The organism is Winogradskyella vincentii, assembly GCF_020166345.1.
GTDB lineage: Bacteria > Bacteroidota > Bacteroidia > Flavobacteriales > Flavobacteriaceae > Winogradskyella > Winogradskyella vincentii.
In genome coordinates, this window is the sequence record NZ_JAIUJS010000002.1 from 172,870 (window position 1) to 197,362 (window position 24,493).

Genomic DNA, 24,493 nt, shown 5'->3' on the forward strand with positions numbered 1-24,493 from the left:
TATTACATGCAGTTGTAGTCGAGATATTATTTCTGGCCTCTTAAAACAGGATTAAGCTCATCGTCATTGTACATTTTCATTTGCTTGTAAACTTTCATGTACTTATCTCCGTTGGCAATGTCTGTAAGTAAATCGTCAATGGCCTTACTCAAATCGACTCTTTGTTCTAACAAAACATTTAATTTTTTCTCACAAGCCTCCTTGTGTGCCTCACTCGCATCTTCTCTAATAGTTTCTAAATGCATGTGATAAATTTTTAATGCAAGAATCGATAACCTGTCTATGGCCCACGCAGGACTTTCAGAATTTATTTTAGCATATGGCTTTACTTCAACATCATTAAACTTTTCCAAGAAGTAACTATCAATATACTCAACAGTATCGGTTCTATCCTGGTTAGATGCATCAATTTTTCGTTTTAATTCTAATGCGGAAACAGGATCTATATTCGGATCTCTAATGATATCTTCATATGCCCATTGCACGGTATCAATCCAACTTTTTCTATATAATAGGTGTGAAATTAAATCTTCATTTCTATCATATTTGTTAGTAAATGGCTGGTCTACAGTGTTTAAAACCTTGTAAGTTTTAATTACATCTTTAAAAATAGCATTAGCTTTATCTGAAAACATATCTGTACTAATATTTGGATATGCAAATATAGTTTGAATTATTAACTTAGCCATTACTGAAACAGTCTTAAAATGCAAATACACAATCTCTCCGAAACCCCTTCATTGTTAAATACTTTCATGTCTGAAATAAGAGATAAAAATATCCAAAAGGACAGTATGAGGTTTAGGAGAAATATTGAGCGTATTGGAGAAATACTAGCCTATGAATTAAGCAAAGTTTTAAACTTTTCTCCTCAAAAAACAGAAACCCCTCTGGGAATTTCAAAAGAATATTTATACTCAAACGACATTGTCATTTGCTCTATTTTGAGAGCGGGATTACCACTTCACAGTGGGTTGTTGAATTATTTTGATAATGCAGAAAATGCTTTTATTTCAGCTTATAGAAAACACAACGACGTTACTCATGATTTTGAAATCATTATTGAATATTTAACTTGCCCAGACTTAGAGGGTAAAACATTGTTAGTTGCAGATCCCATGTTAGCCACAGGTCAATCAATTTATGCCACTTTAGAAGCTCTTAAACCTTTTGGGACACCAAAGGAAACTCATATAATAAGCGTGATTGGTGCTAAAGATGGAGTGGCTTATGTTGATAGCAAAGTGGATAACGATATTCATCTTTGGATTGCGTCTATAGATGAAGATCTAAATGAAAAAGGATATATCATACCTGGTTTAGGTGATGCAGGTGATTTGGCCTTTGGCAGTAAATTACAGAATTAAACCAATTATTGGTGTAGCTATTAAAGCACCAACAAAAACTTCCTTAAACCACTTTTCTGATATGGCCTCAATGTAATTACCTAAAATAATTGAAAACGGTGCCAACAAGAAAATAAATTCGCTACCATTTTTAGTGGGTGAAATTATACTTATTAAGATTGCAATTATCGAAGCCCAAGCAATGAGATAGAAGGATGGTCTGTTTTTTTTATTCTTCTCAGATAATGACCTAAAATAGTAAATAACTGTCCAAACAAAAGAAGTAAACAAAACAGTTAGCTTCAAAATGTACTCACTACTATTGTATGCCGTATAATCTAAACTCGCGAAGCGTTCAAAATTTGATGGTCTTATAAACACATCGTATAATATGATATTGTACATCGATAAAAACATAGCGACAGTGGCTATGCCAACAAATGGGATGATAATATTCTTTAAGTCATTTTGAGAATAATAAATTAACGCTACAATAATAATTGCAAAAAACAATATTGCCCAGAAATAAAAAAGTGTAGCAAGTGCTATCCAGAATGACGCATCAAATAATTTCTTTTTAATACTTTTCTTTGAGCTTAAACTAATTATTCTTCTCAAAGCAAAAACAATAAAAAGGTTAGCAAGTAGTAAATCCATATTGTTTAATATGTTTGGGAACAATGCAAGTAAGATCCCAAAAGCCATAATAGCATAACTATTTCTCTGTGTGAGGTTGTTTTTAGAAACAATGAAATCCACTAAAAAAACTAAAAAAACAATCAGAAGTAATTTAGATAGTATTTTTAAAATGCTCTCTGTGAAATTAAAAAGAGTGTTAAAATTTGCAATCACAAAAACCGTTATTACGAATACTAGGACTAGAATAAAATTTATAGGCTTAGATTTATTAAAAACACTTGTAATCATTAACTCTTTTTGTATTTTTGCTTCGTAAATTTAAAAAGTTATGAAGGATTTCTTTTACGGAATAGAAGATTTATTTGTCAATGTACTATTTGCTCCATTTGATGCGTTAAGAGCATTAGAACTAGAAAGCTGGTTCTCTGCGAATATAATTTCTTGGATATTTTCAATTATTGGCTTAGTTGCTTTTGTGTATTGGATGATGCAATTAGCTAAATACAATAGTAATAACGAGGAAGATAAAAGTGTAACTGCGCACTCTTATTTATAAATCGAATCCAATATCCTTACGATAATTCATCTTATCAAAACATAATTTTTTTATGCTTTGGTAAGATTTTTTTACGGCGTCTTGATACGTATTTCCAAATGAAGTTACTGCCATAACCCGACCACCTGAAGTTACTATTTTACCATCCGATTCTTTTGCACCTGCATGAAAGACTAATGAGTCTTTTACATTTTCTAGACCAAAAATTTCTTTACCTTTTTCGTAGGCTTCAGGATATCCACCGGATACTAACATTACAGTTGTTGCCGCTCTTTCATCAATATCTAATTCAATATCTGAAAGGGTTTGCTTTGAAATCGCGTCGAATATCTTAACCAAATCTGTCTTTAACCTTGGCAAAACAACTTCTGTCTCCGGATCACCCATTCTGACATTATACTCAATTACTTTAGGTTCATCTCCAACTTTTATCAATCCAATAAATATAAATCCTTTGTAAGGTAATTTATCTTTTGCAAGCCCATCAACAGTTGGTTTTACAATCCTATCTTCAATCTTTTTGAGAAAGTCTTCTGTAGCAAATGGTACTGGTGAAATTGCGCCCATTCCGCCAGTGTTTAAACCTGTATCTCCTTCGCCAATGCGTTTATAATCCTTTGCAGTTGGTAGTATTTTATAATCTTTACCATCAGTAAGCACAAAACAACTCAGTTCTATTCCGTCAAGAAATTCTTCTATAACAACTTTGGTGCTTGCATCACCAAATTTAGCATCCACAAGCATTTGCTTTAATTCTAATTTGGCCTCATCCAAATCATCAAGAATTAATACACCTTTGCCAGCAGCTAAACCATCTGCTTTTAAAACGTATGGAGGATTTAATGTTTCTAGAAATTTATATCCATCTTCTACATTATCCTTTGTGAAACTCTCATATGCTGCCGTGGGTATATTATGCCTCATCATAAATTCCTTAGCAAATTCTTTACTACCCTCTAATTCAGCAGCCGCTTTTTGTGGCCCAATAACACTAACATGCTTCAATTGTGCATCATTTATAAAGAAATCGTGAACGCCATGCACTAATGGATCTTCAGGGCCAACTACTACCAATTTCACATCGTGCTTTAGCACCTCATCCTTAATGGCTTCAAAATCTGTAACTCCAATATTCAAATTTGTAGCCACAGTGGATGTTCCTGAATTGCCAGGTGCAACAAATAAATTGTCGCAATGATCACTTTGAGCTATTTTCCATGCGAATGTATGCTCTCTTCCTCCCGAACCAAGTACTAAAATATTCATGCTGAAATTTTGTTTGGGCAAAAATAATTGGTTTTAAGATTAAAAAACAATTAATTTACATAAACCTTAAACACCTGAAGGACATTTGAGATTATTTGATATTTCTCTGAAATTAAATGGTTTTGAAATTGACAAAGCCAAAAAGGTTTTGGCTGAAATTCAAAAAAAATCAGACAGCGACTTTAAAACTTATGTCGATATCAAAAAACGGGAAATCCTAAAACATCATTTAGAGCATAATTCGTTTTATAAGGTATTTGGAAGGGATATCAATATTGAAGATTGGGCAACTGTGCCAATTATGACGAAGCGTCATTTGCAACAACCTATTGAGAAAAGACTATCTCAAGGTTATACTCCTAAAAATGTATATCTTAATAAAACATCCGGAAGTTCTGGAGACCCATTCATTTTTGCGAAAGACAAATGGTGTCATGCCATGACTTGGGCTGAGATAATAGATAGGTTCTCTTGGTACAACATTGATTTTAATAAGTCAAAACAAGCAAGGTTTTATGGGATTCCATTAGATAAGAGGGGATATTATAAAGAGCGTGTAAAAGATTTTTTTAGCAATCGATATCGATTCTCGATTTTTGATTTAAGCGATAATTCATTCGAGAATACACTTAAAAAGTTTAAATCAACTTCATTTGAGTTTATTAATGGTTATACTAGCCCTATTGTTCAATTTGCAAAATTTTTAAAGAGAAAGGAGATTGTATTAACAGATATATGCCCTAGTTTAAAGGTTTGTATTGTTACGTCTGAAATGTTGTTTGATATAGATAAAACTTTAATGGAAGCTCAATTTGGAATTCCTGTGGTAAACGAATATGGCGCATCCGAGCTTGATTTGATTGCATTTGAAAACCCAAAAGGTGATTGGGTTGTTAATACCGAAACAATTCTAGTTGAAATAGTTGATGCAGATGGAAATTTAGTGCCTCACGGAAAAGATGGTCGCGTAGTAATTACTTCATTTTATAATAAGGCACATCCTTTTATTAGATATGATATTGGTGATATAGGATCTTTGTCACAACAAAGTACAGAAAGGCAACCCGTCTTAGAAAAACTTACTGGTAGAACTAACGACATTGTAATTTTACCTAGTGGTAAAAAAGCTGCCGGATTAACATTTTACTATGTCACAAAAAGTGTAATTGAGAATGATGGTAATGTTATAGAGTTTATCATTGAACAATTAACAACAGACCATTTTATCATAAAATATCTGAGTAAAATTGAACTTACAAAAAATCAAAAAGAAAATATAAAAAACGAAATTGAACGTTATTTAGAACCTGGGCTTATTGTTGATTTTGAAAAGGTCAGTAAGCTTCTACGCTCAAAAGCAGGGAAATTAAAACAATTCTCATCTAAGCTATAGATTTAATCAGTCTAGATTTTACAAAGAAGTGCTCATAGAAAAACAACAATAAATAAAAACATGATTTTACAAAATTGAATCTCAAGCCTTTTCTGTAAACATTAAAATTATGTTTTATTAAATTCACTTTATTCGACGAAAGCGAATTGTCTGATTTTCTATAATACGCGATAGTCTCTGAAATACCATGAGCCGGTTTTTGACTTCTTTTTAAAGCTTCAATCCACAATAACCAATCTTGTCTTTTTTTTAAATCCTTAGTGTAAATTTTACCTAGGTTTTTACAGTTATAGATACCTGTAAGATTACCAATGTAATTAGCTTTGAGTAGCTTATTATAAGTTAAAACTGGTAATGTGTGGACTTTAATATTTAGAGGATTGCTTTTTGAATCTACCATCTCATAACTACCAAAACATACGTCTATATTTTTCTCGTTTAATGCCTGTATTTGAATTTCTAGTTTGGTTTTGTGCCATAAATCATCTGCATCTAAAAAAGCAATATATTCCCCTTTTGCCATTTTAGACCCATAGTTTCTTGCTTCAGCCGCGCCCTTATTTGAAGAAAATTCAGAATATTTAATTCGCTCGTCTTGCTCCACAAACTTTTTGACAAGATTAGAACTATTATCAGACGAAGCGTCGTTTACCAATAACAGCTCCCAATTAGTGTAGGTTTGATTTAAAACACTTTGAATGGTTTCTTCAATGACCTTCTCCTTATTAAATATTGGAGTCACTATTGAGACAAGCTGATCCATTTATACCTTCTTAATAAGCCTTTTCATCGCCTTTTATAATATTGAGGATTGTTTGAATAATTATTTTGATGTCTAATAATAAAGTCCAGTTCTCAATATAGAAAATATCATATTTGATTCTATTAACAATATCTTTATCTAACTTGATTTCTCCTCTATAACCCTTTATTTGTGCTAATCCGGTAATGCCTGGTTTAACATTGTGTCTAAAAATGAAATTGTATTTGTTGATTTTTTTAGAATAGTTCTCCGTATATGACAGCATGTGAGGTCTAGGGCCCACTACACTCATATCCCCTAAAAATACATTAATAAACTGAGGCAATTCGTCCAAACTGGTTTTTCTCAGAAATTTACCAATCTTTGTTACTCTTGAATCACTTTCTTTAACATAAGTGCCCTCAATCTCTTCAGTAATTTTCATTGATCTGTATTTATAACAATTAAAGACTCTATAATTTATACCTGTTCGTTGATGTTTATAGTATAAAGGGCCTTTTGATTCTAATTTTATTAAAATAAATAAGATTACAGATAACCAAGAAAGAACAAGAACAATAACAAGTAGCGAAAAAATAATATCAAATAGTCTTTTTATTGCCTTATTTATGTCATCATTTAATGCAACACCTTGTATTGTTAAGACCGGAATGTAATTATAATAGTCTGTTTTTAACCTTTTGGTAAAGAGCTTATTTGTATTGGGTATAAACTTGATATTACAATGTTTCAGATTAGCTAATCTAACATATTCATTAATCTCTTTTTCACTTAGTTCGTCTATTGCACAATAAATTTCATCTACATAGTCATTGTTTTCTAAAAAATTAAAACTGTCATTTATATTTCCTTTAGATTCTTCCCCACCTGAATTATTAAAAACCCCAATTATATTATAGCCCAGTTCCTTTTGTTTTGTAAATATTTTTTTTAATTCCACAACTGACTCCCCACTACCAATTACCATAATATTTCTGAGATTACCTTTAAAATAAACTCTAATTGATTTAAGGGTATAATAACTTAAAAGCTTAATAGCCCCTATAAACAAAAAAACATGTAGTAAATATTTTAGAGTTACAAATGCCTCTATATCCACACTCCTGAATACCCCAACAAAAGCAAAAACAATTATTGCAAAAGCAATAAATTGCTTTATAATCAATGACAATAATTTTAGTAAAGAAGTATATCTATATACCTTATAAAATTTTAACAAATACGATGAGAGCAACCACAACGTAATTGAATAGACTAGAAAAAGTAAATTCTTATTGTTTAAAAAATCCGACTCGAAAAAGTATAGCCCTTGGTTGTTTAAATTAAGTAGTAAATACGCGGCCACATTAACAACTAAAAGATCATAAATTATTAATACGGGTCTTAGAATCCATGAAAAACGCCCACGTATAAACTCCATTTAGACAATTAGTTTACTTTATCTGAGAGGTGTAAATTCTGCTCCTCTTTAAATTATTAATATGCTTTTTCTTCTCCTTCAAGAACGTTTAATACTGTTCTTATGATAATTTTTAGATCTAGAGCCCAAGACCAATTTTCAACATAAAATATGTCATACTTAATTCGATTTTGCATATCCATATCTGTTTCGATATTGCCTCTATACCCACTAACTTGCGCTAATCCTGTAATTCCTGGTTTAATGGTATGCCTTACCATAAACTTATTTATCTTGTTTTTATAATCATTCGTATGACTTAATAACATTGGTCTTGGTCCAACAACAGACATACTACCGAATAATACATTAAAAAATTGTGGAAGCTCATCAATACTCGTCCTTCTAATAAATTTTCCAACTTTTGTAACCCTCATATCATTCTTAGAGGCCTGCTTTGTGTCAGATTCTTTATTTGCCATCATAGACCGGAATTTATAACAAGCGAATAAATTAAAATCTGCCCCATGTCTCAATTGCTTGAAAAAAATTGGCCCTTTAGACTCCAGTCTAATTATAATTGCTAAAATTGGGGTAAACCATGAAAGTAAAAATATGATAACGAACAAAGAAAATATAACATCAAACAACCTCTTGGCATATCTATTTATATTCGATTTTAAAGGGATTTCACTTAATGAAAGAATTGGTATTATATCATAATTCTCAAACCTTAGCTTTTTAGAAAAAATATATTTATCGTCAGGTATGAACTTAAGTGTTTTTAGGTTGTTGTCAGCAAAGTAAATAAGCTTAGAAACTTGTTCGTTTGTTAGTTCTTTTATAGAGCAATATATTTCGTCAATATAGTTTTGTTCAATAAATGTAATGCTTTCAGAAATACCTCCTAATTTATCAGAATCATTTTTATCTGTAAAAAACCCAATAAACTTGTAGCCATAGCTAGGCTCATTATTAAAGAGGTCTTTTAATCTTTCTGTAGATTTGTTTTTTCCTAATATAACAACCCTATTAAACTCACCTCCTGTCACAATCCTGTATTTTCTGAAGAAATGGTGAAGAATTGTTCTCCACAAATTAAACAAGAATAGTATTGCAATGTAGAATAAGAAAATTTGCTGAAAACTAACTTTTGAATCAGTTACATAATAAAATGCGAAAATTAGCAGAACAAATACTGAAATCTGTTTTGATAACAGGAATAAGATATTGATAATTTTGCTGAACCTGTAAACTTGGGAATAAGAAAAGAAAAAAAACAAAAACACCCAGAACGAACCAAAAAACAACAGGTCTAACCAATTTTTAGTTAAAAAAACATAAGATAATACTAGGATTACTATTAAATCTAGGATAAACAACGCTGGTCTTATCCATCTAGAATAGCGCTTGTTATAAATCATTCTTTTATTCTAATTTTAGAATGCGTAAAGATAGTTTAATATATTAAAAAACTTATACAGAAACAGTCATATAACAGTCAATTTGATATTATTATGCTAACTGATGATATATGCCTTCCAAATTTGTGATATTTTTATTTAAATTGAAGCTGTCATTGAACAATTGATATGAGTTTTTTTCAAAGGTTGTTCTGTTTTCCTTGGACTCGTATAGAGAAATGATTTTTTCAGCAAAATTCACATGATCATTTTCATTAACTAAATATCCGTTATAGTTTTCTATAACTAAATCTTTATTGCCGTCACAATTTGTTGCAATAATTGCTTTAGAAAGTGACAAAGCTTCAATTATTGCATATGGTAAACCTTCGTACCTCGCTGTAGAAAGGTAAAATTTCGCCTTTGATACGATGTGGAAAATTCGTTCACGTTCAGTCCAATTAATCAATGTTGTGTTTTTTTCTAGTCCATATTTTTTAATTAACGCTTTAACATTTTCAGTATTTGGACTAACCACCCCAATCCCCATAATTACCAAGTGAATATTGGGTATTTGATCTCTTACAAGTTTCAATGACTCAATCATCATTTCTATATTCTTTTGATAAGAGGGGCGTCCTACGGTACAAATAAAGTTATCTGGAAGGTTATAACTCGATAAATTTTTAAACTCTGGGTTTAACTTTATTGGCTCAATGCAATTGTTAAAAAGTAAGGTTTTGTCTTTTGTGTACTTTATTTCTTTAACCCCTCTTTCTAATTCAGATTCTGAAGATGCCAACAAGTATGAATTTTTACCCTTCACTAACCTTTCTATTAATACAAATATTTTACGCTTAAATGGAGATTCTGCACTTAAAAATGAATAGGCCTGAGGTGTGTGAAGAATTGGGATTGACCTAAAGAAAAAACCTAGTACATTACCAATGACACCTCCTTTGGCACTATGTGCGTGGATTATACTTGGCTTTTCTGCTTTAATGATTTTTTTGGCTTTAAATATAGATTTAAGATCTTTTATAAAGCTAATTTCTCTTTCAATAGGAAGAAAGTATTCTTTTACTTTATTATTGTCCCTGTCGTAAAAATCCGTATTGTCCTTTCTTCCGTGTATTACGATATTTTCAAACTTTGACGGGTCAATATTGTTTATAATCATTCTTAGTGATGTATCTACACCACCGACTGAATGAAGTATATGGATTATTTTTATTCTACTCATTTATCTTTTCAATTTCTCGATTATGAAGTCCTAAAACGACTATAATTAATCCGGTCAAATATACACCGATTTGCCTGTGAAATACATTTTCTATTAGCATATAAAAAACTAATACCAACAAAACGCTTAATAAATCAGAATCCTTTTTATTTTGTTTGAACAATAAAAAAATGAGGCCCAGAAAAAGGGATAAACCAATTATTCCCTTACTTAGAAATAAATCTAAATATTGGTTATGTGAATTAAAACGTCTATTTAAAAAGTAATCTAGTTTCTTTTTTTTATTAATGTAGTTATTATAGCAGTTATTCAAGGATTGTTGTGTTTGAAGAAATCCATTCCCAATTAAAAACTTGTTTTCAGCCGAAACAGCAATTTCATAACCACAACTCCAGATTACAAATCTGGGTTCCCATGCTTTTATCTTTTCAAATAAATTCACCTCATTACTGTTGTACAAGAATCTTTTATAAAAGTTTTGATTTAAAACAAGGAAAACCGTTAATACTACAATTCCAAAACCTGTGAGCATTAAAGCTTTTTTTCTACTAGTAAAACTGAAAATCTTAATAAAACAAATTATTAAGCTTAATAGCATCGCCATTCTTGAAACAACGAGAAAAATCATAAATAAACTAAAAATCACGTTAGCTATCATGGCTTTTTTTAGCCTATTGTTCAATGCCATTAGTTTAAATGAAAAAGCAATGCCTAAACAATTTAAAATACCCGAATATAATCTTTCAACAAATAGGATGTCGTTAATTTCATTACCTGTCGCTATTTCAAATGTGCCGCTTTGCAATATATGCATACCAAGCCCCAGCAAGGATATTAGATTGCCAAGAATTATTGACAGCACAAAAGCTATCATCATTCCTTCTTTTTGTTTTATTGGTATAGAAAGAATTAAAATTGGGAAAATTAATAATAGTTTCTTTATAACATAGATATCATTTGAAAAACTAGAAGACATAAATGATGTAAGGCCAATGACAATTACAAATAAAAATGTATACAGATATATATTATTGTTTCGAATTTTGAAAATCAACTTTTTTTCTGCAAATGGTAATAAAATAGTTAGCGCAATTAATAACAGATTTGGAACAGCCCTTACATCATCCTCATAAGGAATGACAAATACAAGAGCGTAGAAAAGAAATTGGTATATTTTGTTTAAAGAATTCAATTCTTTGAAAATAGTTTTTTCAGTTTTGTTGTAAATTTTCTTGATACAAATAATAAGCTTACATTTCTCAGTAAACCATAAACAGGGTACCATCCAAAATAAAAATTGTCTAAAATTATTCTTATTCTGCTTTTTACTTGAATTTTCCTTTTAGAAGATGATATTGAGTCTTCGTCAATCACATAATCAAGAAGAAATTCGGGGTAGTTTTCTGATTTAAATTTGTTAATAACTTTAAAAAAGAATGCATAATCTTCAGCAGCCTCAAACCGTGTTGGATAATAACCTATTTCTTGCATAAGTTGAGATCTAAAAACAACTGTGGGATGCACAAACATGCTATTTAGATACATTTTCTTTTTTATTTCTTTATAGGTTTGTGGGTGTTTTAAATGATATAGATGTTTGCCTTTTGTATCAATTATATTAACCCAAGTGCCCAACAAGTACAAATTAGGGTCTTCATTCATTAATTGAAGCTGTTTTTTGAATTTGTCTTTCTTACAAATATCACCACAATCCAATCTCCCAATATAAGCGTAATTGTGTTTCTCTATCTCCTTCAGACCAAAATTAAGAGCTCGTTCAATCCCAACATTGGAATCAAGATCTAAAAACCTTATCTCTCCACACCTATAACAATCTATAATTTCTTCCTTATTAAATTGTGATTTTGTGCTTCCGTCGTCTACAATTAAAATATCAACTTTTTCTTCACTTTCATTAATAGATGATAGAGACGCCTTTAATCCCTCGGGATTATTATAATGCGGTATGAGAACAATTATACTAGCTTGTTTTTTCAATATTTATTTGTTTCTGCTTTTGATAAGCAATTAATAGCGCAAGGCATAGCCAAAACCCATAAATTCTAAAGGTATCCATCTTAAGCCAATTAAATATATAACCTGCCATAGATATGGTAATTATAAATCCTAGAACCCTGAAATCGCCCTTTCTCACAAACGTCATATTATAACAACACAATAGTATGCTTACAAGAAATAGTACAAATATGCCCAATCCTATTATTCCTGTCTCTGAAAGCAATCTTAAATACATATTGTAGCCTGGCGGGAAACTTGGTTCATCTTCATTGAGATATCTCCAGCTAAACTCCCAATTGTTTTCAGTTGCCCAATCTGGGTATTTCTCCTTTGATTCAAAAGCCTGTAAACCAAAACCAACTCCCCTAATGGGGTTTTCTTTAAAAACCTCAAATAATGCATATTGAATCCCAAATCTAGTTTTATTTGAGTTTGCGTGAACATTGTCTTCTAATTCAAAAGAGTTTAATTCATCATAAACATACTCAGTTGCTGTACTGCCGAAAAAAACCACGACAAAGGCAAATGAAAAAGCTGTAGTTAAGAATATATTTACAAATAATCGATTGAATTTTCTGTCCTTTAAAATATAAAGAATGAAAATAAAGATTTGAACAATAATTATAAAAAACCCAGCTCTAGAACCAGATAAAAATGAAAACAAAACAACCAATAAAGCTGGAACAAACCGTTTAATTCCTTTGTCAGTAATAATATAGCTAAACATCCAACCACTGGCTGTTATTAAATATGTTGCAAGTGCAGGGGGTTCAAAAGTAACAGACGATATTCTATAAGTTCTCTGGTCTATGAGTACATCCGTAAATGGTAGATAATTAAATAAATAAAGTGTTTCTCTTAATGAATCTACTTTAAATTCAACTATCAAATATTCAATACTCCCATATATGACCACAATCATTAAGGAATATAAAATCACTTTGCGAATTCTAAAAACAATTTTAAGTAAAGATTTGTGATTCAGTGCATTATAAAAGGTGAGGAATAGAATTATTGATGATATGATGAGCGCCATATACTGCCTTAAAAACCTCACAACACCTGATGTTTTCTTAAAATAATAAGAAAACATATCAAAGGAGTTAAGCACCACGGTAAGGAGTGCCCATAAAAGAAATATTATTAATAATTGAAATAAACTGTTTTTATACGGAACCTTTAACCTTCCTGAAAGCAATATAAAGAGAAAGGCCACAAGAAAAAACAGTACACAAGAATCCCTGTCAAATTCACCTAGCAATCCCAGACCCCTAAAAGAATTAAAGGGCAGAAAAAAAACGCCCAATAAAACTAACGAGAGGATAAAATTTTCAATGTTATATCTTTTGGTTAAGGAATTCATTAATATTTAATATTTCCATTGTTCAAGATTAATACCCAAGTATTTTTCTAATTGTTCAATGTCCTTCTTAAAGTTCAAATATAGCTTGTTTTGTACTCGTCTGTCAATTTGTATTTTTTGTAGATTCGATTCCTGTACTTTGCCTTTGGCTTTTAATGCAAGCTTTTCACCTAGTATTTTTTTTAAAATAGACTTTAACCAGGATTTTCTAGTCAAAAATTTATTTATCAATTTGTTTTTTGGTCTTCCAGATTTATTAAATCTGTCCATACTAAAATCATGTGCATGTTCTACCTTCAAAAATGATAGAACCTCATTAACTGATTCTTTACTGTTTTTAACGAAGTCTTCAAATATTAATATCTTAACTTCAGAAAACGCCTCCTTAAATGCCTTTACTGGTTCATAATATAGACCTCCTTTAACATAACCCCAGATACATTCATAACCATTGTTTAACCGTTCTTCTTCTTTTAAAAGCCCGTCTTCAAAGGATAGGGTTTCACGTTCTTCTCTAATTAAATGAGAATATGCTGAGATTGCCCTTTTTACCGGATCCCTTAGCATGATAACTATTCTTGGATCTCCAAACTCATCCTTTATTCTATTTATAGTATGTTCATAATAATAAATAGTATCGGTACTGGCCTCTCCAATTGCTATAAATTCTTCAGCTTCCTTAAATAATTGACGATACGATTCAGCTGTTTTCACAGCAATTTTTTTGGGTCTAAAGTCACCCGGGCCTTTATAACCCTGTTCTGATAGAATATCATATGTTAAGTATCTCGGTTCTTTGTTTTTGCTTATAAAAATTTTTGGATTCTCATCAAGATACTTAACCAAAGAAGTTGTACCACATTTTGCTACACCAACAATTAAGAAATTAGGAAGGTTGCTCTTGTTCGAAATCATTGAATTAATTTTTTTGAAATTTAGGGTTCCAGTCGTCAATATTAATCTGAAATTCCTGGTTAAGCTTTATTACTTGCTCTTTTAAAAGATCTACCAAATAGTCTTCTGAATCTTTATCAATAGACGGAGTGGGTTTTTTATATTTACTAATCATTTTTTGTTTAATGTGCTTCATCCATGGCGTTATGGGCACGACTTTTTTTATAAAACTTCGTAAACTACTTTGTTTAAAGAAAAACCTTGTGATCAGATTTTCTTCAAAAACCCCACCCGGGTTATATCTTTTTTCAAGATTACCTGGCAAATAATTTGAATCAACTTCAAGAAATTCATAAACACTTTTAAGTACATCTGTCGCTTTTTTATTTAAATCTTCTGTTTTTACTATTAAGACGTCCTTAAATTCATTATTGAAAGCCTTAATTTTATCATAATACATAGAATTAAAAGAGTAATACCAAAAGTCAGAATACTTGAGTTTCTTTCTTTGATCCTCCTGTTTTAAGGCTTCATAAAAACTCTGTTTTTCACGCGATTCTCTAACCAAATGAAGGTAGTTTGAAAACGCTCTCTTTATCGGGTCACGAACAATAATGATAATCTTTACTTCATCACCTAGTTTTTCTTTAATTTTATCAATACATTCCGGATAATTAATATACGAAGGTGAAACCTCTCCGATTACCCTTTCGTTTTTCACATTCTTAAACTTCTTTTGGTATTCAGAAAAACTACTAATGTTAAATTGATTCACCTTATTATCCTGTGGCCCCTCATTTAATTGCGATAATTTTTCATTTGTAAAATAATGCAATTCCTTCTGGGTTGGCATAAATATTTCAGGGTGATCGTTTAAATAATAATGAAGTGATGTAGATCCACATTTTGGGAATCCAACGATAATGAAATTAGGAAGTCTTTTGTTCATAGATTAATTTAAAAATGTCTTTACTGAGTCTTTTCTGTATAAATAAAAAGCTCCGGCTACATTCCAAAACATAATACTAATACTCGTTGCATAGGCAGCGCCTACCAAGCTGTATTTAGGTATTAACAGCCAATTCAAAACAATATTTAGAAATAGAGCAACTAACAAAAACCTTTGTAAGATTAACTGTTTACCCGTCATGTTCATATACACGCCTACAGAACCGCACAAAGAACTGATTAATTGCGCAATTAACAATATTATTAATGCGTTTTTTGCTTCAACATATTCGTCCCCAAATAAAGTTAGAATAAAGTTTGATAATAATATCAATATTACAACAGATAATAAATTTAATCCAAAAATAATTCTCGAGCTTTTAGTAAGTGTCAGTTGTAGGTTGTTTAAATCTTTCATGGTGTGCAATTCTGCTATTTTTGGAGCAATAACTATATTAACAGATATCAATGAGAGTGTAGTAATCGTTGCAAGTTTTACTGCTACCGAATAATATGCAACTTTATCATATACCTCAAATCTTCCCAATAAAATAATATCAATACTTTGGAGCATAAAAAAAGAAATGGCACTTATTGCCATTGGGTAAGACTTAAAAAGAATACTTTTAAATGTTGTTGGGGTTTCGCCATGATTAGTCTTACTTTTCGGAATATTTATTATAATATAAAGTAAAGTCACTAACCATAAAACTGAAAAGCTAATCAAATAAGCTTCAATTAAAAGGCCCTTCATGTCTTTTGAGGCTAAAATAAGGACAACAATGAAAAAAGGAAGATATCGTAAAATATTACGGTAAAACTCAGATAATAAGGTCTTACCCATAGCCCTAATCATATCCACATTCAACATTGCCCATGAATAAATAAATAGAGTTACAATTACTTTAAAAATGATTTCTGAAGCATCGGGTTTATCAAAAAAGGTATTAAAAAAATCATCTTTAATTAAAGTTTTCAGCATCAAAAAAAAGGCCGCAACAATAATTATTATTGTTACCATTTTAATGTAGACTCCTCTTAGGGAGGCTATAGAATTATTTGCTTTAAAGTAACCTGAATAATAAATAATTGATTGGTTGGTCCCAAGCAAGCAAATTCCTCCAACCACTAATAAAATTGATCTAGCAAAATCATATCGTCCGACACTTTCTGGGGTAAAATTGTTAGTTAAGAATAATGAAAGGCCAAAGAAAATCACTATTCCTAAAACTCTTGTAAAGAGAACTTTTAAGCTACTATTTATTAAGCCTTCTTTCTTGTTTAAAAGCTCTTTTAACACTTATTTCTTGTTATAAGGTTTTATTTGATTGATTGATTCTTTAAAATTAGAGAACCCTATTAGAAACTTATAAATTTAAGTCCTTAAAAAGTTACTCCTTTTTTAATAAATTAACCAAATTTCGTTTAAAATATATTGTCGGATTATGGGCTCCGTTAACTCTTTTGGTTCTTAGTTTATTAGATGTTGTATCTTTTTCAATAAATTTATTGAAATTTAGATATCTATTTTGATCTTCAGGGGTTTTAAGACTAATCTGGTTATTCCCAAATATTACGGTAATGTCCATAATTTCAACTTCTTTAACTTCCTTGTTTCCGAAATTGATTAAAACATTATTTGAAATATTATTGTCCCCAAAATTTGCAGAAATTTCATCAATGCCTGAGGTTGGAACAACCTCTTCAGAAATGTGAATGTTCTTTTTTTGGAGTTCATCTACAGCTATATTGTTAACCATAATTTTAAAAACATCACTTTTATTCGTTTTAAAACTAAGTTTTATAATTAATTCTTTAATATCATTTTCAATTATTATAGGTGTAGGTTCTGTTACCATGTTTGATGGTTTTTCCTTCTTACAAGCAACAAACAGCATCATTATAGCTAATATTAAAACCGTATTCTTCATGTATAAAACAAATTGCATTAAATAATCATTCCAGCAGCTACTGTTTCGTTTGTAGCATCATCTATTAAAATAATACTGCCAGTTGTTCTGTTTTCCCTATATGGATCGACCATTAATGGTTTTGTTGTTCTAATTTTTACCTTAGATATGTCGTTCATTTTTAGGTCTTTGTCAACCTTATTTCTGTCTAAAGTATTAATGTCATACTTATAAATAACTTCTTTGATCATTGCCTTTTGATCATTTGAAGTATGTTTTATAGTATATTTTGCTCTTGGTTTAGCGGGACTGTTGTTTAACCAACACAACATCACCTCAATGTCTTGAGAGGTCTCAGGTTGGTTTTTGGTCCTAACTATCATGTCCCCTCTACCAATATCAATATCGTCTTCAAGAGTTATAGAGACTGACATTGGCGCATAGGCTTCTTCTAAAGTTTTATCAAATGTGTCAATAGATTTTATTTTTGAGGTAAATCCCGATGGTAAGGCAGTTATTTCATCACCAACACGAATTATCCCACTAGCAACCCTGCCTGCATATCCTCTATAATCCCTATGCTCATCACTCTGAGGCCTGAGAACTGTTTGAACTGGAAACCTAGTATCAACCTTATTAATGTCGCTACTAATGTGCATTGTTTCTAATGTGTGCAGTAATGGCGCTCCTTGATACCAGTCCATATTTTCAGAGCGGTTAACCACATTGTCTCCATTTAAAGCACTTATAGGTATAAACCTTACATCTTTAACTAGCATTTTAGAAGAAAACTCCTCAAACTGATCAATAACACGATTATAAGATTCTTCAGCATAATCAACCAAATCCATTTTGTTAATACATACTATAACGTGTGGAATTTGTAATAATGAAGCAATGAAAGAGTGCCTTTTAGTTTGCTCAATAACCCCATGCCTAGCATCTACCAAAATTATGGCCGCGTTCGCTGTAGACGCGCCTGTAACCATATTTCTTGTATATTGAATGTGGCCTGGTGTATCTGCGATAATAAATTTTCGCTTTGGTGTGGTAAAATACCTGTAAGCAACATCAATAGTAATACCTTGTTCTCTTTCGTCCCTTAAACCATCCGTGAAGAGTGCAAGATCAACACCATCATGTCCCTTTTTCTTGCTCGTATTTTCTATTGCTTGTAATTGGTCTTCAAAAATGGATTTCGAATCATATAACAAACGTCCTATCAATGTGCTTTTTCCATCGTCCACACTTCCGGCTGTTGTAAATCTAAGTAGTTGATTTTTGTCTAACATGTTGAGTTTTTTTAAAAATATCCTTGGCGCTTTCTGTCTTCCATTGCTGATTCAGAACGTTTATCATCACTCCTGTTCCCGCGTTCTGTTTTTCGCATCCCAGAGACTTCATCTGCAATCTTCTCAAGGGTGTCAGCATCTGATTCAATTCCTCCAGTAATGGTGATATCGCCTAAGGTTCTAAAACGTATTTTTTTTGTTACAATTTCTTCGTGATCTTCCAAGACTAAATATTCTGAATTTGGAATCCAGCTTTCCTGACGCCACACAACTTCTCTTTCATGCGCAAAATAAAGCGATGGAATCGCAATATTTTCTCTTTTTATATAATTCCAGACATCCATTTCAGTCCAATTACTAATTGGAAATGCTCTAAAATGTTCGCCTTCGAAATGTTTGCCGTTGAAAATATTCCAAAGTTCAGGTCTCTGGTTTTTAGGGTCCCATTGCCCAAAGTCGTCTCTGTGTGAAAAGAAACGTTCTTTTGCACGAGCTTTTTCTTCATCTCTTCTGCCACCTCCAATTGCACAATCAATTTTGTTATATTCAATTGCGTCCAAAAGTGTTGTTATTTGTAGTGCATTTCTTGTTGCGTTTTTACCTTGCTCCTCCGCAACTCTTCCTTGATCAATTGACTCCTGAACTGAGCCCACTATGAGTTGTACCCCTAACTCTTTTATGGTGTCATCTCTAAATTTAATAGTTTCAGGGAAATTATGTCCTGTATCGACATGCATTAATGGAAATGGAATTTTTGAAGGGTAAAATGCTTTCTTTGCTAAATGAGCTACTACTATTGAATCCTTTCCGCCTGAAAACAAAATAACAGGATTATCAAATTGTGCCCACACTTCTCTAAGAACAAAAATTGCCTCACTTTCTAGTTCATCCAAATAGTTTAAATAATACTTACGCATTTTTGAGATTTAGTTTAGGTTTTATAAAATCGACTATTCTCATTACAGAATCTTCAATATTTTCTTCTTCAGTGTTTATTTCTATATCTGGGTTTTCTGGTGCTTCATATGGAGCAGAAATCCCAGTCATGTTTTTTATTTCTCCAAGTCTCGCCTTTTTATAAAGCCCCTTAACATCTCTTCTCTCACACTCTTCGAGACTTGTATTGACATAAATTTCGACAAAGTTAACATCTTTAACGATAGTTCTAATGTTCTCTCGATCTTTTTTGTAGGGAGACACAAATGCAGCTAAGACCACCAAGCCAGAATCTAACATTAAATTTGCAACCTCAGCAATTCTTCTAATATTTTCCGTTCTGTCTTCAGCCGAAAATGAAAGGTCGTTGTTTATTCCTTTTCTTATATTGTCTCCATCAAGCGAATAAGTGTTAATCCCATCATTAAACAAAGCGTTCTCTACCAAATTAGCAATTGTAGATTTACCTGATCCTGACAGACCAGTAAACCAAAGCAACAAACTTTTATGGTTGTTTTTTTTTAATCTATCCTGTTTTGTTATGTGATAGTTGTGAGGAACAATGTTTTTTGACATATCAATTCTTTTTTCCAAATATGTAGTTTCTTATTTTTCCCAAAGGCAATGTCAACCAAAGTCTTTCGTGCAAATAGTAAAGAACAAATTTCGTGAATAATTCAGTGAGGGCTATATAAAGGGCAATCTCATCATAAGCATTTAATATTGCTCCAGAAATTAAGAATGTCATTGTTGTTGCAATAATGCGCCATGAAATTGTTTTGAAAAAAGTCTCTTTTTTGGTTACTACGCCATCGCTTAAAGCCCTTTGCCATATACGTTCGTGTACATAATAAACTAAGAGTTTCAACAAAAATTCAACTAAGCCAATCTTAATGGCGTGATCAATACTACATTGACCCTGAAGACATGTTATGAGAAGCACAATAAGTATTGTGTCAGTCGTGGCAACAATCCTCCATGATATACCTTTTAAAAGGCTTCGTATATGTGATTCTTTTCTGTAGGTCGTCATTCTAGTTTTTTCCCTTTGAGACTATGAACCAAGGATTTAACAAATTCTTTTTGTTATATAAAAGGGGCTTGTCAGTCTCCTTTGAAATTACTTCTAATCCAACAGCATTACATATTGCATGTCCAGCCGCAGTATCCCATTCCATAGTTGGTGCAAATCTAGGATAAATATCCGCATTGCCCTCAGCCACAATACAAAACTTTAAAGAACTTCCTTTTGATACAATTTCTACATCTTTGCCTAAGGATTTTAAATGTTCAACAAAATCGAGGGTTTCTTGGCTCATATGAGACCTGCTACCAACAACTTCAACTAATGATGAATGTGATTTGGGTTTTATTGGTGTTGATAATTGTATGGCTTTCTCTATGGAAACATCATGTTCATTAATTATTGATTTATAGGCCAAATTCTGCTTTACATCAGAGAAATACAGTGTTTTTAATGCAGGAACATATATAACACCAAGCTCAGGGACTCCCTTGTTAACCAAAGCAATGTTCACAGTAAATTCACCGTTTCTTTTAATAAATTCTTTTGTACCATCAACCGGGTCTACAATCCAACATTTAGACCAATTTTTTCTAACATCGAAATCAATTTGCTTATTCTCCTCACTAATAATTGGGATTTCTGTTGGAATTAAAAATTTATTTATTACATCATTTGCCTTTTTGTCTGCCTCAGTAAGAGGCGACTTATCATCTTTGTACTCTACTTCAAATACAGAATCATAAACATTCATTATCTCTTTACCTGCTTTTAAAGATGCTTTTATTGCTATTTCTAGATTTTTGTTGATCATAATTTTGAAATTGTTTCTTTCAAACTGTCTTTCCAAAAGGGTATAGACAAATTAAAGGTTTCTTTTATTTTTGTTTTATCTAAAACACTATATAATGGACGTTTTGCCAATGTTATATAGTTTTCTGTTTTTATGGGATTTACTTCAATATCAATTTGTTTTTCCTTGAAAATTGTCTTGGCAAATTCAAACCAGCTCACAACTCCTTCATTACTGAAATGATATATACCATATGACTTTGAATCCACCAATATTAATTTTAAAATTACATGAGCAAGATCTATAGCATTTGTTGGCGAACCAAATTGATCACTTACAACATTTATTTTGTTCTTTTCTGTGGCAAGTTTCAACATAGTTTTTAAAAAGTTGCTTTTATACTTAGAATACAACCAAGATGTTCTAATTATAAAATGGTTTTGATTTAGTTTAACAATGCTTTTCTCTCCATCTAATTTTGTTTTACCATATATATTAATGGGGTTAGTCCTGTCATTTTCTGTATAAGGGTTCTTTTGTTTACCATCAAACACAAAATCTGTTGAAACATGAATTAAAGTAACATTTTGGGTGTTGGTGACTTCAGCTAAAATTTCTGCTCCTTTTTTATTAATAAGGCTTGCGCTGTCTGGCTCTTCTTCTGCTTTGTCAACATTGGTGTATGCTGCACAATTGATACACCAATTAATTTTATTACTACTAAAAAAACTATTTAGCTCTCTTTTCTTGGTAATATCAAGTTTGTTTTTGTTCGTAAAATGAAATGAAATATCTGGATATTGCGATTGGATTTCACGAAGACACATACCAAGTTGGCCATCAGATCCAGTTACCAATACCCTTGCCATATTAAATATTTTTAAATTTTGGTAAGGAAAGATCCTTACTGGATATTATTAAATCTTGCCGACTTACTTTCCAGTCTATGTCTAAACTTGAATCATTATATATTATTCCTCGTTCTGAATCTTTATTATAAAAATTATCGCATTTATAAGATATTATAGCCTCTTCTGAAAGTACAACAAATCCATGAGCAAAACCTCGAGGTATAAAAAGTTGTTTTTTATTCTCTTCTGATATCTCAATACTAAAGTGTTGGCCATATGTGTCTGAGCCTTGCCTTATGTCAACTATTACATCCATTATACGCCCTTTAATAGCTCTAATAAGTTTTGCTTGTGCGTGTTGCCCGGTTTGAAAATGCAAACCGCGTAATACACCATATAAAGACTTAGACTCGTTATCTTGTACAAAAGAAATATCCAGTCCCGTGTATTCTTTAAAATCTTTTTGATTAAAAGACTCTATAAAATAACCTCTCTCGTCATTATAAACCCTTGGTTGTATTATGAATGATCCTTTAAGGTTTGTCTTTTCTACAATCATTCTATTTAGTTATTAAACTTCGCAAGTGTTTGCCATAGCCACTTTTGGTTAAAGGTTCTATAACTTTATTGAATTGTTGCTCATCGATATAGCCCATTTTAAGTGCTGCTTCTTCGATTGAACCAATCTTTAAACCTTGTCTCTCTTCTATAACTTGTACAAATTGAGATGCTTGCATTAGGGAATTAAATGTTCCTGTGTCTAGCCAAGCTGTTCCTTTGTCAAGAATACTTACTTTTAATTTACCCTCTTCTAAATATGCTTTATTAACATCTGTAATTTCTAGTTCTCCTCTTGCGCTTGGGCTTATTTTCTTGGTCTTTTCAACTACTGAATTGTCATAAAAATAAATACCTGGTACTGCATAATTAGATTTAGGATTTTTTGGTTTTTCCTCTATTGAAATCACGTTTTCGTTATTATCAAATTCCACAACACCATAACGTTCGGGGTCGTGGACGTGATAGGCATAAATTATACCTCCTTCCGGATTAACGTTTTGCTGAAGTAATCTTGCCAACCCTGTGCCATAAAAAATATTATCTCCAAGTATTAAAGCCACATTGTCTCTTCCTATAAAATCCTCTGCAATGAGAAATGCTTCAGCCAATCCGTTAGGTTGTTTTTGCTCTGCATATTGAAATTGACACCCATATTTTGTGCCATCGCCCAATAGTTTTTGAAATAGTGGTAAATCTTTAGGTGTAGAAATAATTAGGATTTCATTGATTCCAGACCACATTAAGGTGGACAAAGGATAATAAATCATTGGCTTGTCATAAATTGGCATTAATTGCTTGCTAACTGCTAATGTCAATGGGTATAGTCTAGTGCCTGAGCCTCCTGCTAATATTATTCCTTTCATTACAGAAAAAATTTATTTAAATACCATTTGATGGTCTTTTCAATTCCAGTTTGAAAATTTTCTTTGGGTTTCCAACCCAATTCATTTGTGATTTTACTCGCATTAATAGCATATCTAAAATCATGGCCCGGTCGATCTTTTACAAAAGTAATTTGATCTGAATATGGCTTGTCTTTTGGTAATACGTCGTCCAAAATTTCACATATTTTCTGAGCGATGTATAAATTATTATATTCGTTTCCCCCACCAATATTGTAGGTTTCACCAGCTTTTCCGTTTTGAAATACTAAATCTATCCCTTCACAATGATCTTCCACATATAGCCAGTCCCTTATGTTTTTGCCGTCTCCATAAATTGGGATAGGTTCATTATCAATTGCTCTTTTTATTATGGTTGGAATGAGTTTTTCCTTATGTTGTTTAGGTCCATAATTATTGCTACAATTTGTTGTAACAACATTCATTCCGTAGGTGTGGAAATAACTTCTTACTATAAAATCTGAAGAAGCCTTGGATGCACTATATGGGCTATTAGGTGCATAAGGGGTATCTTCCGAAAATAATCCAGTAGCCCCCAATGATCCATAAACCTCATCTGTTGAAATATGATGAAATCTATTCGATTTACAACCCTCTTTAAAAACAAACGAATCTTGCATCCAATATTTTTTTGCAATATTCAATAAATTAAAGGTCCCGAAAATATTAGTTTTTATGAATTCGTCCGGTTTGGAAATAGAATTATCAACATGTGATTCTGCGGCGAAGTGAACAACTCCACTAAATTTATGTTTTTTAAACAAGTCATCAACCAGGCTATTGTCGCAAATGTCTCCTTTTACGAATTGATATCTTTCGTTATTCTCAACCTCCTTTAAATTAGAAAGCTCACCGGCATATGTGAGCTTGTCTAGATTAACAATATTTGTTTGGTTGTACGTTTTTAAATAATAATGAATGAAATTTGACCCAATAAACCCAGCCCCTCCAGTTATTAATATGGCATTAGATTTATTCATGTTTATTCATGT

The 24,493-nt window shown here is 31.6% G+C and carries 26 protein-coding genes; 3 read left to right on the top strand and 23 right to left on the bottom strand.

From position 1 onward, the window contains the following. Positions 1-26: 26 nt before the first annotated feature. On the bottom strand, positions 27-635 hold the full coding sequence (locus LBV24_RS03960; protein ID WP_224477649.1) for a DUF4254 domain-containing protein: 609 nt from the start codon (positions 633-635) through the stop codon (positions 27-29). A 72-nt stretch (positions 636-707) separates the two neighbouring features. Between LBV24_RS03960 and upp the strand changes: the two genes are divergently transcribed. Continuing rightward, a complete protein-coding gene (gene upp / locus LBV24_RS03965; RefSeq protein WP_224477299.1) occupies positions 708-1,367 on the top strand; it encodes a uracil phosphoribosyltransferase in 660 nt (219 codons plus the stop codon). On the opposite strand, the gene LBV24_RS03970 is transcribed toward upp, so the two are convergent. Then, positions 1,356-2,273: a DUF6427 family protein gene (locus LBV24_RS03970; protein WP_224477300.1), complete on the bottom strand. Its 918-nt coding sequence runs from the start codon at positions 2,271-2,273 to the stop codon at positions 1,356-1,358. The two genes, upp and LBV24_RS03970, sit on opposite strands and share 12 nt — an antisense overlap. A 40-nt stretch (positions 2,274-2,313) precedes the next feature. Here LBV24_RS03970 and LBV24_RS03975 point away from each other — a divergent pair, with 40 nt between their 5' ends. Beyond that, a complete protein-coding gene (locus tag LBV24_RS03975; RefSeq protein WP_224477301.1) occupies positions 2,314-2,541 on the top strand; it encodes a DUF6341 family protein in 228 nt (75 codons plus the stop codon). On the opposite strand, the gene purD is transcribed toward LBV24_RS03975, so the two are convergent. Continuing rightward, positions 2,536-3,807 (bottom strand): phosphoribosylamine--glycine ligase, encoded by a 1,272-nt coding sequence (purD, locus tag LBV24_RS03980; RefSeq protein ID WP_224477302.1) that lies wholly within the window; start codon positions 3,805-3,807, stop codon positions 2,536-2,538. The two genes, LBV24_RS03975 and purD, sit on opposite strands and share 6 nt — an antisense overlap. Positions 3,808-3,892: 85 nt before the next feature. On the opposite strand from purD, the gene LBV24_RS03985 reads away from it, so the two are divergent. Then, complete coding sequence (locus LBV24_RS03985) at positions 3,893-5,200, top strand: phenylacetate--CoA ligase family protein (protein ID WP_224477303.1); 1,308 nt, start codon at positions 3,893-3,895, stop codon at positions 5,198-5,200. Here LBV24_RS03985 and LBV24_RS03990 read toward each other — a convergent pair. The 20 genes from LBV24_RS03990 to rfbB all read right to left on the bottom strand — a co-directional run bounded on the left by LBV24_RS03990 (position 5,190) and on the right by rfbB (position 24,481). After that, a complete protein-coding gene (locus LBV24_RS03990) occupies positions 5,190-5,963 on the bottom strand; it encodes a glycosyltransferase family 2 protein (RefSeq protein WP_224477304.1) in 774 nt (257 codons plus the stop codon). The two genes, LBV24_RS03985 and LBV24_RS03990, sit on opposite strands and share 11 nt — an antisense overlap. A gap of 10 nt (positions 5,964-5,973) precedes the next feature. After that, entirely contained in the window at positions 5,974-7,383 is a 1,410-nt protein-coding gene (locus tag LBV24_RS03995) for an exopolysaccharide biosynthesis polyprenyl glycosylphosphotransferase (protein ID WP_224477305.1), read from the bottom strand. Positions 7,384-7,439: 56 nt separating this feature from the next. After that, entirely contained in the window at positions 7,440-8,786 is a 1,347-nt protein-coding gene (locus tag LBV24_RS04000; protein WP_224477306.1) for an undecaprenyl-phosphate glucose phosphotransferase, read from the bottom strand. Between the two features lie 91 nt (positions 8,787-8,877). Beyond that, on the bottom strand, positions 8,878-10,008 hold the full coding sequence (locus tag LBV24_RS04005; protein WP_224477307.1) for a glycosyltransferase: 1,131 nt from the start codon (positions 10,006-10,008) through the stop codon (positions 8,878-8,880). Beyond that, positions 10,001-11,200: an O-antigen ligase family protein gene (locus tag LBV24_RS04010; protein WP_224477308.1), complete on the bottom strand. Its 1,200-nt coding sequence runs from the start codon at positions 11,198-11,200 to the stop codon at positions 10,001-10,003. The genes LBV24_RS04005 and LBV24_RS04010 overlap by 8 nt, the downstream gene beginning before the upstream one ends. After that, positions 11,197-12,006: a glycosyltransferase gene (locus tag LBV24_RS04015; RefSeq protein ID WP_224477309.1), complete on the bottom strand. Its 810-nt coding sequence runs from the start codon at positions 12,004-12,006 to the stop codon at positions 11,197-11,199. Before LBV24_RS04015 ends, LBV24_RS04010 begins: the two co-directional genes overlap by 4 nt. Next, positions 11,990-13,120 carry an O-antigen ligase family protein gene (locus tag LBV24_RS04020; RefSeq protein WP_224477310.1) on the bottom strand — a complete coding sequence of 377 codons (1,131 nt, stop codon included), beginning with the start codon at positions 13,118-13,120 and terminating at the stop codon, positions 11,990-11,992. The genes LBV24_RS04015 and LBV24_RS04020 overlap by 17 nt, the downstream gene beginning before the upstream one ends. A 276-nt stretch (positions 13,121-13,396) precedes the next feature. Continuing rightward, the gene (locus tag LBV24_RS04025) at positions 13,397-14,305 is read right to left on the bottom strand and encodes a sulfotransferase family protein (protein ID WP_224477311.1); all 909 of its coding nucleotides are present in this window, start codon (positions 14,303-14,305) and stop codon (positions 13,397-13,399) included. Positions 14,306-14,309: 4 nt separating this feature from the next. After that, entirely contained in the window at positions 14,310-15,233 is a 924-nt protein-coding gene (locus LBV24_RS04030; protein ID WP_224477312.1) for a sulfotransferase family protein, read from the bottom strand. A gap of 3 nt (positions 15,234-15,236) precedes the next feature. Beyond that, entirely contained in the window at positions 15,237-16,532 is a 1,296-nt protein-coding gene (locus LBV24_RS15260) for an MATE family efflux transporter (protein WP_224477313.1), read from the bottom strand. 91 nt (positions 16,533-16,623) lie between these two features. Continuing rightward, entirely contained in the window at positions 16,624-17,163 is a 540-nt protein-coding gene (locus tag LBV24_RS04040) for a hypothetical protein (RefSeq protein ID WP_224477314.1), read from the bottom strand. A 17-nt stretch (positions 17,164-17,180) separates the two neighbouring features. After that, on the bottom strand, positions 17,181-18,434 hold the full coding sequence (gene cysN / locus LBV24_RS04045) for a sulfate adenylyltransferase subunit CysN (RefSeq protein ID WP_224477315.1): 1,254 nt from the start codon (positions 18,432-18,434) through the stop codon (positions 17,181-17,183). Between the two features lie 11 nt (positions 18,435-18,445). Next, entirely contained in the window at positions 18,446-19,351 is a 906-nt protein-coding gene (gene cysD, locus LBV24_RS04050; RefSeq protein ID WP_224477316.1) for a sulfate adenylyltransferase subunit CysD, read from the bottom strand. Continuing rightward, positions 19,344-19,946, bottom strand: coding sequence for an adenylyl-sulfate kinase (cysC, locus tag LBV24_RS04055; RefSeq protein WP_224477317.1), 603 nt, complete (start codon positions 19,944-19,946; stop codon positions 19,344-19,346). Before cysC ends, cysD begins: the two co-directional genes overlap by 8 nt. Position 19,947: 1 nt before the next feature. Continuing rightward, positions 19,948-20,403, bottom strand: a complete 456-nt coding sequence (locus LBV24_RS04060; RefSeq protein WP_224477318.1) for a DUF2061 domain-containing protein — start codon at positions 20,401-20,403, stop codon at positions 19,948-19,950. Between the two features lies 1 nt (position 20,404). Beyond that, positions 20,405-21,205, bottom strand: a complete 801-nt coding sequence (cysQ, locus tag LBV24_RS04065; protein ID WP_224477650.1) for a 3'(2'),5'-bisphosphate nucleotidase CysQ — start codon at positions 21,203-21,205, stop codon at positions 20,405-20,407. Continuing rightward, positions 21,205-22,056 carry a dTDP-4-dehydrorhamnose reductase gene (rfbD, locus tag LBV24_RS04070; RefSeq protein ID WP_224477319.1) on the bottom strand — a complete coding sequence of 284 codons (852 nt, stop codon included), beginning with the start codon at positions 22,054-22,056 and terminating at the stop codon, positions 21,205-21,207. Before rfbD ends, cysQ begins: the two co-directional genes overlap by 1 nt. 1 nt (position 22,057) lies before the next feature. Next, a complete protein-coding gene (gene rfbC, locus LBV24_RS04075) occupies positions 22,058-22,597 on the bottom strand; it encodes a dTDP-4-dehydrorhamnose 3,5-epimerase (protein ID WP_224477320.1) in 540 nt (179 codons plus the stop codon). Position 22,598: 1 nt separating this feature from the next. Then, complete coding sequence (gene rfbA / locus LBV24_RS04080; protein WP_224477321.1) at positions 22,599-23,462, bottom strand: glucose-1-phosphate thymidylyltransferase RfbA; 864 nt, start codon at positions 23,460-23,462, stop codon at positions 22,599-22,601. Then, entirely contained in the window at positions 23,462-24,481 is a 1,020-nt protein-coding gene (gene rfbB, locus LBV24_RS04085) for a dTDP-glucose 4,6-dehydratase (protein WP_224477322.1), read from the bottom strand. The genes rfbA and rfbB overlap by 1 nt, the downstream gene beginning before the upstream one ends. Positions 24,482-24,493: the final 12 nt, after the last annotated feature.